The organism is Dyella ginsengisoli LA-4, from assembly GCF_000334915.1.
Classification (GTDB): Bacteria; Pseudomonadota; Gammaproteobacteria; order Xanthomonadales; family Rhodanobacteraceae; genus Dyella_A; species Dyella_A ginsengisoli_A.
The window spans coordinates 26987-38139 of sequence record NZ_AMSF01000085.1 but is presented as its reverse complement, the minus strand read 5'-3'; the positions used below and the strand labels follow the sequence as shown (position 1 = coordinate 38139).

The following is an 11153-nucleotide window of genomic DNA, read 5'->3' as shown; positions in this document are numbered from 1 at the left end:
TCCGGCGGGCTTTTTTTTGGGGATGTCGCGGACGGGGCGCTCAGTCCTCGTCGCGGCTGGCGAACGCCTTGCGCAGCAGCAGGAACGCACCAACCGTGCCGGCGACGATGGCCACGGTGGCGGCCGGGTGCCGTTTCACCTGCCGCCGCAGGCGGCGGTACTGGTAGTTCGCCTCGTCGGCGAAATCCTCCGCGGCGCGGGTGATCTGGCGGCCGTAGTCGTGGCCGTGGCGCCCGAGGCGGCTGGTGGCGCGGCGGCCGCGCTCGACCAGTTCGTGGGCGGTGCCGGCGGCGCCGTTGGCGTACTGGCGCACCCGGTCGCCGGCGTCGCTGAGGTGGCGTTCGATATCGCGGGTTCGGCTCATGGTCATGGACTCCTCAAGGGCGCAGCTCGAGCGCGGGGCCGCGGTCAGCGGCAGAGTCCCTACTTTGCGCCCGATCGCGTGACCGGCGTGTCGAAGCGACAAATCGCCGCCCGGTCGCCGTTCAGTCATGTCAGCCCAGCCGGTAATCCCCGCCCCGCTCCAGGGCGCGCCGATAGGCCGGCATGGCGTGGATGCGCTCGAGGAAGGCAGCCAGGCGAGGCCAGCTTGCAGCGGTGAGTCCGCCGCGCGCGGCGGCGGCCTCCAGCGGGAAGCTCAACTGGATGTCGGCGACGCTGAAGGAGTCGCCGCCGAACCAGGTCGCCTTGCCCAGTTCGCCTTCCATGTAGTCCAGGTGCGTGGCGACCTGCGGGTCGACGAAGCCTCGCTGTGCCTTGGTTGCCACGTCGCGGACGATCGGCCGGGCGAAGAACGGAGCCGGTGCCTTTTCGATCCGCTGGAACACCAGCTTGAGCAGCAGCGGCGGCATCGCCGAGCCCTCGGCGTAATGCAGCCAGTAGGTCTGGCGCCGTCGCTCCGGCGTGCCGGGGGCGGCCAGCAGCCGCCCGTCGTCGTAGCGATCGGCCAGGTACTCGACGATGGCGCCGGACTCGGCCAGCACGAGTTCGCCGTCGGTCACCACCGGCGATTTGCCGAGCGGATGCACCTCCCGCAGCTCGGCTGGCGCCAGCATGGTCTTGCGGTCGCGGGCGTAGCGCTTGATCTCGTAGGGCTGGCCGAGTTCTTCCAGCAGCCACAGGATGCGCTGCGAGCGCGAGTTTTCGAGGTGGTGGACGGTGATCATCCCGGGGATCAGAGCCGATCGGCCCCGATCCCGCAAGCGCGGCCGTCGCTGACGGCTACGGATCGAGCGTGATCGTGCGCGACAGGGTAGACACGCCTCGTTCGTCGAACGCCTCCACCGCCACCACGTAGCGCACGCCCTTGCTCAGCGCGCGCAGCTGCAGGGTGGTCGGCTGGTCGGCGAAGCGCTGGTAGGTCTCGTGCAGGCGATCGGCGGTGAGGCCCCAGCGCACGTTGTAACCCACCGCGCCCGGCACCGGCTTCCAGGTGATGGTGGCGTCACGGGTGTCCTTGTCGCGGGTGGCCGAGACCAGTACCGGCGCCGGCGGCGGCGGACCGTCTGCATGGCCGAACACGCGCAGGTCGGAGATGGCCAGGTGCTTCGCACCGACGTGCCGATGCACATAGCGTACGTAGCGGATGTGGGCGGGGGTATCGAGTTCGACGTAGGCGTTGGCGTGGTCGCGCGTCTCGTGCGAAAGGTCGGCCAGGGTCTGCCAGTGGTTGCCGTCGCCCGAGCCTTCCAGCACGAACTGGGTCACGAGGTCGGGCGCGTCGCCGTAGCGGTCGGACTGGTAATCGGCATAGTTCACCTGGATCGCGTCCACCGTGCGCGTGCCGCCGAGGTCGAGCGTCAGGGTCTGGCCGGGGGTGTTGGAGGTCGCCAGCCAGAAGGTGCGCGGGTTCTCGTCGGTGACCTGGTCCGGGCCGTGTCCGGGCATCTCGGATGAAGCGGTGGCGTGCTTGTGCCAGGACAGCAGCATCCAGCCGGTGAAGGTGCTCTCGCCGGGCCTGAGCTTGTGGTCGGGCATGTGCTGCGGGAAGTCGCCGAAGCGGGTGTCCACCCACATCTGGCCGTCGTCATGGAAGCCGGCTGGATAGAGGTCGATGCGCCGCTCGAAATTCCAGTTCAGGCCGATCCAGTTGGTGCCGGTGTTCCACACGTTGCCGTAGGCGTCCTCGAAGGTGGAACCATGGCCGGCCCCCTCGACGAAGCCGCCCGGCTTGTAGCCGACCGGGTTGTACGGCGCGTAGGTGAACGGACCCAGCGGGTGATCGCTGGTGTAAACGCCGGTGGCGTAGGCGTTGTACTCGGTGCCGGGTGCGGCATACTGCAGGTAGTAGCGGTTGCCGTGGCGGTTCATCCAGGCGCCTTCGATGTAGGGCTTGGTGGTCTCGTCGGTGTGGTCGCGACCGAAGCGTTCCCAGCCGTGCTGCTCCGGGTGCAGCCGCAGCAGCGATTTCGCCGCGCCGAGCCAGGCCAGCCGCTTGCCTTCGCCTTCGGTCTCGTCGCCGAGCTTGAGGTCGATCTGCTGCCCGTACATCGGATAGACGTTGGACGAACCCCAGTACAGGTAGACCTTGCCGTCGTTGTCCTGGAACAGGCCCGGATCCCATGGTCCGGGCGGCAGCTGGCCGGGCTTGATCCTGTATTCGGTGGAAGAGCTCACCGCGTTCGGCAGCGGCGGCATCAGCCGGGTCCAGAACTTCCAGTGCCCATGCGCCGGGTCGGTGGAGTAGAGCAGCGGTTCCGGGTCGGTGGTCGAGCGCATCAGGAACAGCTTGCCGTCGGCGACCAGGGTGGCCGGCGCCACCTCGCTGTCGAACGGCCACTTGTCGGGTGTGACGAAATCCCAGTGCACCAGGTCGGTGGAGTGCCAGTAGCCGTCGGCCAGGGTCTGGAACAGGTAGTACGCATCGCCGTAGCGCACCACCGCGGGGTCGGCGCCGGTGCGGTAGGAGATGCCCTGGTTCATCTGCTCGAAGTTGTAGCGGTAGTCCACGTCCATCGGATTGGCCCAGGTACGGCCGTGCGGATTGACCGCGGCACCGGCGGCGGGGGCGATCGAGGCCAGTGCAAGCGGCAGGGCGCAAGTGAGGCGGGAGCGGAGCAGTGTCGTCATGCGGGCCATGGATCCGGGAGGGCGGCCGGTACGGGGTCTCCTTGCCCGCTGCGGCGGCTCGTGCAGGCGCGGCGACCAGGCTGCCGCCGCGGCATCGCCGGGTGCCCACGCGGGTCGCCCGGTCGCAGGGAATCAGTAGATCCAGTCGGTGGAAGTCTTCGGCGCGTGCTGGCGCATGTAGCCGGTCATCAGGTCGTACAACGCCTCGCCGCTCGGCCCCCAGCAATGCGGTGCCATCGGCTGGTAGGTGATGGAACCGGCGAAGCGCGGGTTCGTTGCGGTCTTGAGGAACGCGTCCATCGCACGCACGCCCATGTTGAGGTTGAAGGTGTCCGCATCGCCTACGTAGAGGTGCAGCTTGCCGGTGACCAGCGGGCCCAGCGTGGCCCAGTGGGTCTGCAGCAGGTAACGCAGGTCGAAGTGCTGCTTCCAGTACTCGGCCACCTGGTGGTCGATCACGCCGGTGCGCTTGTTCCAGAGCCGTTGCGGATAGCCGTCGGCACCGATCGGCCCCCAGGCCGCCTCCCAGATGTCCCACTGGCCGCCGGAGCGCGAGTGGTCGCCGACCGCCAGTTCGTAGTGGTTCTCGTCCTTCATCATCGCGTCGACGTTGCCGTCGGGCTGGCGGGTGTCCACGCGCTCGACCTTCATCCAGCCCTTGTCCACGTAATACGCGTTGGCGTCGTCGTAGATGTTCACTACCTCGTGGTGGCGGAAATCCAGCGGATCGGGGCACATCGCATAGGTGCCGCCGTAGAAGCGTGGGTGGAACAGCTGCTGTGCCACGGCGATCCAGCCACCGGTGGAGCCACCGGTGAGCATGCGTGCCCAGGGCTGCTCGATGGTGCGGAAGCGGCGGGCGATCTCCGGGTAGAGCTCCTGGTGGATGGCGTCGTCGAACGGGCCCTCATTCGGCGAGTTGACCGCGTAGGAGTCGTCGTAGAACGGCGACGGATGCTGCAGCGTCACCACGATCACCCGCGGCTTCTTCGCGTCGTCCAGCCAGAACGCACGCATCTTCGAGTCCTTGCGCTCGAAGCCGAACGGCGCGTCGGTAGAGAAGTGGCCCTGGTCGTAGACCACCGGGTAGCGCACGTTCGGGTGCTCCGCGTACCCCTTGGGCAGCAGCACGGTGGCGCCGAGGTAGATCGGGTGGCCCCAGAATTTCGTCAGCAGCTTGCTCTGTATGCGGAAGCGCCTGACGTACTCGCTGTCCTTCGGGAACGGGATCGGCGCGATCACCTGGTCGGCGACCAGCCGGATCGGTGTCGCCGCCGCGGGGTCGTAGTGCACCTTCACCGGCTTGCCGTAGAGGTTGCCCGGCGAGTGCTTCCAGTCCTGGCCTTCCCACTGGTCCATGTGCATCCACAGCGTGTGCCCGTCGGCGCGCCTGAACTCGGTGTAGACGTTGACGAACGGCTGCATCCAGTAGTCGCCGGCGGGCAGGTCGCGCAGGCTGGCGAGCGGAGCGCCGTAATCGTTTACATCGATGGTCGCGAAATGACCGGGCTCAAGGCCGGTGACGTCATGCCCGAACAGCGGTACGCCGGTGATGTCGGCTTCCTCGATCGGCGGCGCCTTGTCGTCGCGGCTGACCGCCACGTAGACGCGGCCGGTAACCGGCTGCGCGTGCGCGCCCGCGGCAAAGCTCACCTCGATGCGTGGCGTGGCGGCTCCCGCATCGGTGGCGGATACGTGGAAGGGCGCGGCGGCCAGCAGGCAGGCGGCGGCGAGCGAGGTCAGGGGCAGGTGGGCTCGGTTCATCCCCCCGATGCTAGCCGCCCCCGCCGCGTGCACGCCACTGCCGATGGCCGGCGTGCGCTACGCAGGTTCTTGCAGTTGCTCGCGGCGTCGCAGCGAGGGAAACCAGGCCATCCACAGCGCCACCACGACCAGGGTGCCGAGGCCTCCGATCAGGGTCGCCGGCACGGCGCCGACCCAGGCCGCCAGCATGCCGGACTCGAACTCGCCCAGCTGGTTGGAGGTGTTGATGAAGATCGCGTTCACCGCGCTGACCCGGCCGCGCATGTCGTCCGGCGTGTCCAGCTGCACCAGCGCGCCGCGGATCACCATGCTGACCATGTCGAACGCACCCAGCGCGAACAGCGCGGCGAGCGAAAGCCACAGCGTGGTGGATACCGCGAACACCAGGGTGGCCACGCCGAAGCCGGCCACCGAGGCGAACATGGTCATGCCGACCCGGCGCTGCAGGGTGTGCCGCGCCAGCCACAGCGACATCAGCAGTGCGCCCACCGCCGGCGCCGCGCGCAGCAGGCCCAGCCCCCATGGGCCGGTGTGCAGGATGTCCCGGGCGAAGATCGGCAGCAGTGCGGTGGCGCCGCCCAGCAGCACGGCGAACAGGTCCAGCGAGATCACGCCCAGCACGTCCGGGCGCCGGCGGATGAAGTGCACGCCGGCGAACACCGTCTTCAGCGTGGCCGGTTCGCGCCGCGGCGGCGTGCGTTCGTAGCGCAGCCAGGCCATCAGCCCGGCGGCGACCAGGTACAGCGTCCCGGCCACCACGTACACCACGCCCGGCCCCGCCACGTAGAGGAAGCCGCCCAGCGCCGGACCCATGATCATCGCCGCCTGGCCGGCCGAGGCGCTCATTGCCATCGCACGCGGCAGGATCGGCGCCGGCACCAGCGCCGGCAGCATCGACTGCATCGCCGGAAACTCGAACGCCTTGGCCACGCCGATCACGAACACCAGCGCCAGGATCGTCGCCTCGTGCACGCCGCCGGTGAGGGTGAGCCCGGCCAGCAGGGCGATCGCCACGAACTCCACCAGCTGCCCGAGCAGTACGATGCGGCGGCGCTCGAACTGGTCGGCGACGTGGCCGGCCGGCAGCGCCAGCAGCACCGAGGGAATGAACTGCGCCAGGCCGATCAGGCCCAGGTCCAGCGCGCGTCCGGTGATCGCGTAGATCTGCCAGCCGACGGCCACCGAGAGCATCTGGAAACCGAAGCCCGAGGCGATGCGGGCGAACCAGAACGCAACGAAAGCGCGGTGCCGGAACAGCGCGTCGCCGGCGGGAGCAGGGGAGTCGGACATGGGGAATCCTGGCGGGAGCGGCGATTATCGGGGCGCCCGCGGCCGCGGCCAAGCCGCCGCGGTTGCGCGCGCGGCGTGGCTCGTTCCACTCTAGGGATCTGTCCTGCCACGCGGATGCATTCCATGACTGCCGGTTTCCTGCGCCCTTCGCTTTCCATCCTCGGCCTGGCCCTGCTGGCCGCGGGCTGCTCGCAGCAGGGCGGTGGCAACGCCGCGGCGCCGGCGGCGAACAAGGCGCCGGCCATCGACCAGGCGGCGCAGCGGGACCTGGACACCTACCGCCAGCTGGTGCGCATCCACAACGACGAGATGGCCACCACCTTCGGCGAGCAGATCGTGCACGACTACCCCGGCAGCGCCGCGGCAAAGGAGGTGCAGCAGACCCTGCCGGAGATCGCCAAGCGCTACCACGAGAATGCGGAGAAGAACCGCCTGGCCGGCCTGTGGCTGTACCAGGTCGCACCGATGGCCGGCGGCACGCAGTCCACCGCGGTGATCTACAACAGCGAGCCGGCGGCGGGCGACAAGGTGCGCATGGTGCTGCGCCGGCATACCGAGTGGGGGCAGAGCGCGTTCCTGTTCGGCAGCGGCAAGGGCTTCGTCTGCAAGGGCACCTGCACGCTGCCGGCCACCTTCGACGGCAAGCCGGTCGGCATCAAGGCGTTCGCCCCGCCCTCGGGCGAGCCGGCGCTGATGATCAAGGACGACAGCGCCTTCATCGCCATGCTGAAGAAGGCGAAGAAGATCACTCTCAAGGTCACCCGCAAGGACGACGATCGCAGCGAAGAGCTGGTGTACGAGGTCGGCGGCTTCGATCCGGCCAAGTGGCTGCCGCTGGAGAAGAAGAGAAAGTAAACTCCGAAGCCGCTGGTGCGTTAGCAACGCGTGACTTCGGCAGAAGCATCATGGACGAGAGAGGAGAACGGCGATGAAACACCTGCGAATCCTTGCCTGGCTCGCGTTGCCAATGACTCTGGGCGCATGCGCGAGCCTGTCCGGTCGCCCCAGCGACCAGCAGCGGCGGGCCGACTACGAGGCAGCGGCCGGTCCGGCGCAGAACAGTTTTCTCTTCTACAACTCGCTGTGGTCGTGGGAGCCGCTGGGTACCGACCGGGTGGTGGTCTACGCCCGTCCCAAGCAGGCCTGGCTGCTCGACGTGCCCGGCTGCATCGACCTGCCGTTCACCAATACGATCGGCTTGACCTCCAACCTGCACCGGGTCAGCGTCGGGTTCGACAAGGTGCTGACCGGGCGCGGCGGCTTCGGCATCGACAGAGTGCAAGCTGGGCGCAGCGGCATCCCCTGCACCATCACCCGCATTCGCCCGGTGGACGTGGCCAAGCTGAAGCAAGCCGAGGTGGAGCGTCGCCCCGTGGAGGAGAAGCCGCGCGACAGCGCGACCGTTCCACCGTCCAAGCCCTGATCGTCGCCCGGCGCGTCGACCTCAGTGCAGGAAAAGCTTCTCGGCCAGCTTGGCCAGGGGCTTCTCCAGCGCGCTCTGCAGGCGCGCCGGAAAATCCAGTGGCTTGAGCAGCATCTTCACGGTCATCTCGGCCGGGATGTTGCGCTTCAGGCGGGCCTGCGCACGGGTGTTGACGCGGCGGAACTCCGCGTCGTCGCCTGCGTGCTGGGGATAGCAGCGGTTGAACACGTGGCGCATCGCCACGTCGCCATCCTCGCTCTTGATCTCGTTGACCCGGCGCAGGATGGCGCGGAACACCTTGTAGCGGCCGAAACCCTCGCGTTCGCGGTATTGCCGGTAGTGCTGGTAGAAGTGCTTGTAATGACGCACTTCGTCACTCTTGATGTGGCTGGTGAGCTGCTTGAGCACCGGCTCGTCGGTCAGGTCGTTGAGTGCCCGGTAGAGGCTGGCGGTGCCGGTCTCGACCACGCAGCGGGCCGCCAGCTCCAGTCCGCGCGAGGATTCGAGCTGCTCGCTGGTGCACATCGCGCCGTACTCGTCCCAGAACGCCTTGAAGCCGGCGTCCCAGTCGAACTCCGGCCACACGGCCCGCACGTACGCGGCCAGCGCGCGGCCATGCTGCAGCTCCTCGTGCTCCCAGTGCTGACTGAGCCAGGTCTGCAGTTCCTGGTCGCCGGCGAAATGGTCGACCAGGTTGTGGGTGTACAGGTCCGAGCCGCTCTCGACGAACGAAGCACTGCACAGCAGGAAGAACAGGTCTTCGTCATGGCGGACGCGGGCCTTGTCGATGCGGCTGAAGTCGATGCTCTCCAGCGTCCAGGGAAGCGATTGGGTGTAGCTCAACGGTGGATTCCTTGCCGGGGGCGGCGGGCGGCGGCGCCGCGTCGCGTGACAGATCGATGACGCCAAGCATACGGCCTGGAACGGGCGAAGGAATTAACCCCTGCCGACCCCGGGTCCGCGTGGCTCCGGCACGCGCTCCCCCTAGGCAGGTGCGGCCGCCCTGCGGGAATCCCCGCGGCGGCTGGACGGGTGATGCCTAGCGCACCACCGTGACCGGCACGTGGGCGCGCGCCAGCACGTCACCCGAGACCGAGCCGAGCAGCCAGCGGGCGAGTGCACCCCGCTCCGTGTGTCCGATCACGATGTGATCGCAACCGTGCTGTTCCAGCTGGCCGATCAGCACGTCGCCCGGGCTGCCATGGGCAAGCTCCAGGTCGACCAGTGCCCCGGCGTCGGGTTGCAGTGTCTTCAGCTCGTCCAGCAGCTCGCGCGCCCGTGCCGTGCCCGAGTCGGCCATCATCAGCGCGCAGGCGTCGGCCCCGGCCTCGGTGACCTGCAGTACCGACACCACGCGAACGCGTCCGTGGAAGGCGCGCGCCACCGACATGGCCAGATCGAATGCGCGCTTGGAAGTGTCAGAGCCGTCGTAACCGACCAGGGAATACTTGAACATCCGGGGCACCTCCGCGACTTGCCGTGGACAACGGCCCGATCATGCCACGGTCGCCGCGCGGGAGAGATCCGGATGGCTCAGCGGTGGTCGACCCAGTGGCAGCGCCGTTCGATGTGCGTGCCGGCATGCTCGTCCTGGTGGTGCTCCTGCACCTTCTTGCCGGCATAGCCGCCGGCCACCGCGCCACCGATCGTGGCCAGGGTCTTGCCCTTGCCGCCCCCGACCTGATGGCCGAGCAGGCCGCCGGCCACTGCGCCGATCGCGGTGCCGGCGATCTGATGCCGGTCTTTCGGCGTGTTCTTCACGCGGACGTTCTCGCAGACCTCGTGGCGCCCTTCGTGGTGATGGTCCTGCGCATGGACGGGCGAAAGTCCGGCCAGCAGGCTGCCGGCGAGCAACGGAACCAGCAGGCGATGAATACGTGGCATGGCGAACTCCTCATGCATGACCGAAACCGAAGGCGCAGTCTTGCGGTCGCGCCGTGAGCAGTCGGTGCAGCGGGTGTGCTCAAGGAGTCTCCGAACGTCGATGGCGCCATGCCGCATGGGCCCGCGGCACGATCGGGTGACCGCGCACCTCCGCGACGGCCTGGGTGAGCTCGGCCCCCAGCAGCAGGATCAGCGCCGAGTAGTAGACCCATACCAGCAACACCACGACGCCGCCGGCTGGTCCGTAGGCACCGCCGACGTCGCTGCGGGACAGATAGACGCCGATACCGAGCTTGCCTACCGCGAACAGCACCGCGGTCAGCGCTGCCCCCACCAGGGCGTCGGACCAGGCGATCTGCGCGTCCGGCAGTACCTTGAAGATCGCTGCGAACAGTGCGCTGAACAGGCTGAGGGAAATCAGCGTCTCCAGTGCCTGCCAGGCCAGCGAGTCGCCGCGGACGAACACGGCGATCAGCGCGCTGGCGGCGAACGACACCACCATCAGGAATGCCAGCGAAAGCAGCAGCCCCAGGGCCATCATGCGCGCGCGCAACCAGTCCTTGATCGCTCCACCGGGGCGTGGAGCCAGGTTCCAGACCCGGTTGATCGCGCCCTGCAGCTGGGCGAACACGGCCGATGCACCGGCCAGCGTCACCCCCAGGCCGATCAGCCCGGCCCAACTGCCTACCGTGGGCCGCTCGCGGGCATTGGCCAGCACCAGGGTCACCGCGTCGGAGGCGCGTGGGCCGACCAGCTGCTGCAGCGAGGCGGTCAGCTGCTGCTGCCATTCCGGTCGCAGCGATGCGGCGATCCACAGCAGCAATACCAGCAGTGGTGCGAACGACAGCGCCGAATAGAACGCCAGCGCCGCGGCCCGCGTGCCGAGTTCGTCGTGGGCGAAGCCGTGGACCGTGCGTCGCAGGATCTCGCGGCCCTGCGCGAGGCGCGGTCGCGGCGAAGCGGTGGGCTCGATACGGGACGGCATGACGCAGCTCCGTGTTCTCTCGTGACCGGGTGGGGCGTCGCCCGGAACATGAACGACAGCGTAGCTGCATCCATGGTCGCATCGGCGGATCACTGAACGCTCGCTCCGACTGCACGCCTCCATCACGCCGGCGTCCCGATCCTGCCATCCCACCGCGGTCCGGCGACGAGCTGAGCAAGGCCCGCCGCGGCCGGGGGCCCCGACGGGGCGTTCTTCCAGACACAGACAGGAGATCACCATGATCAAGCGCAATCACGCTCTCGCCGCCCTTCTGCTGGCCACGGCTGGCGCGATGGGCGCCACCGGCGCCCAGGCCGCCGAAGCCAGCGTCAAGTGTGACCTCACCTACAGCCTCTCCGGCTGGTCGATCCTCTACAAGCATGCGGAGGGTTCGGGCATGGTCACCTGCGACAACGGGCAGTCGGCCCGCGTGAAGATCACGGTGGTCGGCGGTGGCCTGACCGCCGGCAAGTACCACGTCGACAACGGCAAGGGCGAAATCAGCAAGGTACACAGCATCGACGAGGTGTTCGGTTCCTACGCCCAGGCGGGCGCCGAGGCCGGCGTGGTCAAGAGCGGTACGGCCCAGGTGCTGACCAAGGGCACCACCTCGCTGGCGCTGGCCGGCACAGGCGAGGGCGTCAACCTCGGCATCTCGGTGGGCAAGTTCACCATCACCCGGGAGTAAGCCGTCGCAGTGCGGCCGTTCTGGCCGCCGGCTTTGCCAAGGGCGCCTTC

General features: G+C 68.5%; 12 protein-coding genes. 3 read left to right on the top strand and 9 right to left on the bottom strand.

The features are described from left to right. Positions 1 to 40: 40 nt before the first annotated feature. The 5 genes from C693_RS0118035 to C693_RS0118015 form a co-directional block, all read right to left on the bottom strand. On the bottom strand, positions 41 to 364 hold the full coding sequence (locus C693_RS0118035; protein WP_017463683.1) for a hypothetical protein: 324 nt from the start codon (positions 362 to 364) through the stop codon (positions 41 to 43). Between the two features lie 130 nt (positions 365 to 494). Then, entirely contained in the window at positions 495 to 1166 is a 672-nt protein-coding gene (locus tag C693_RS0118030; RefSeq protein WP_017463682.1) for a glutathione S-transferase family protein, read from the bottom strand. A 55-nt stretch (positions 1167 to 1221) separates the two neighbouring features. After that, on the bottom strand, positions 1222 to 3069 hold the full coding sequence (locus C693_RS0118025; protein WP_100243747.1) for a family 43 glycosylhydrolase: 1848 nt from the start codon (positions 3067 to 3069) through the stop codon (positions 1222 to 1224). A 132-nt stretch (positions 3070 to 3201) separates the two neighbouring features. Beyond that, positions 3202 to 4833, bottom strand: a complete 1632-nt coding sequence (locus tag C693_RS22170) for an alpha/beta hydrolase-fold protein (RefSeq protein ID WP_017463680.1) — start codon at positions 4831 to 4833, stop codon at positions 3202 to 3204. 57 nt (positions 4834 to 4890) lie between these two features. Beyond that, the gene (locus C693_RS0118015) at positions 4891 to 6123 is read right to left on the bottom strand and encodes an MFS transporter (RefSeq protein ID WP_017463679.1); all 1233 of its coding nucleotides are present in this window, start codon (positions 6121 to 6123) and stop codon (positions 4891 to 4893) included. A gap of 123 nt (positions 6124 to 6246) precedes the next feature. Here C693_RS0118015 and C693_RS0118010 point away from each other — a divergent pair, with 123 nt between their 5' ends. Then, positions 6247 to 6978 (top strand): hypothetical protein, encoded by a 732-nt coding sequence (locus C693_RS0118010; RefSeq protein ID WP_017463678.1) that lies wholly within the window; start codon positions 6247 to 6249, stop codon positions 6976 to 6978. A gap of 73 nt (positions 6979 to 7051) precedes the next feature. Further along, a complete protein-coding gene (locus C693_RS0118005) occupies positions 7052 to 7546 on the top strand; it encodes a DUF6491 family protein (protein ID WP_017463677.1) in 495 nt (164 codons plus the stop codon). Between the two features lie 21 nt (positions 7547 to 7567). On the opposite strand, the gene C693_RS0118000 is transcribed toward C693_RS0118005, so the two are convergent. The 4 genes from C693_RS0118000 to C693_RS0117985 all read right to left on the bottom strand — a co-directional run bounded on the left by C693_RS0118000 (position 7568) and on the right by C693_RS0117985 (position 10415). Further along, complete coding sequence (locus C693_RS0118000) at positions 7568 to 8389, bottom strand: ferritin-like domain-containing protein (protein WP_017463676.1); 822 nt, start codon at positions 8387 to 8389, stop codon at positions 7568 to 7570. 196 nt (positions 8390 to 8585) lie between these two features. Beyond that, positions 8586 to 9002, bottom strand: coding sequence for a universal stress protein (locus C693_RS0117995; RefSeq protein WP_017463675.1), 417 nt, complete (start codon positions 9000 to 9002; stop codon positions 8586 to 8588). Between the two features lie 77 nt (positions 9003 to 9079). Then, positions 9080 to 9430, bottom strand: coding sequence for a glycine zipper 2TM domain-containing protein (locus C693_RS0117990; protein WP_017463674.1), 351 nt, complete (start codon positions 9428 to 9430; stop codon positions 9080 to 9082). 79 nt (positions 9431 to 9509) lie between these two features. After that, the gene (locus C693_RS0117985; RefSeq protein WP_017463673.1) at positions 9510 to 10415 is read right to left on the bottom strand and encodes a YihY/virulence factor BrkB family protein; all 906 of its coding nucleotides are present in this window, start codon (positions 10413 to 10415) and stop codon (positions 9510 to 9512) included. A gap of 238 nt (positions 10416 to 10653) precedes the next feature. Here C693_RS0117985 and C693_RS0117980 point away from each other — a divergent pair, with 238 nt between their 5' ends. Further along, complete coding sequence (locus C693_RS0117980; protein WP_017463672.1) at positions 10654 to 11103, top strand: hypothetical protein; 450 nt, start codon at positions 10654 to 10656, stop codon at positions 11101 to 11103. Positions 11104 to 11153 lie beyond the last annotated feature (50 nt).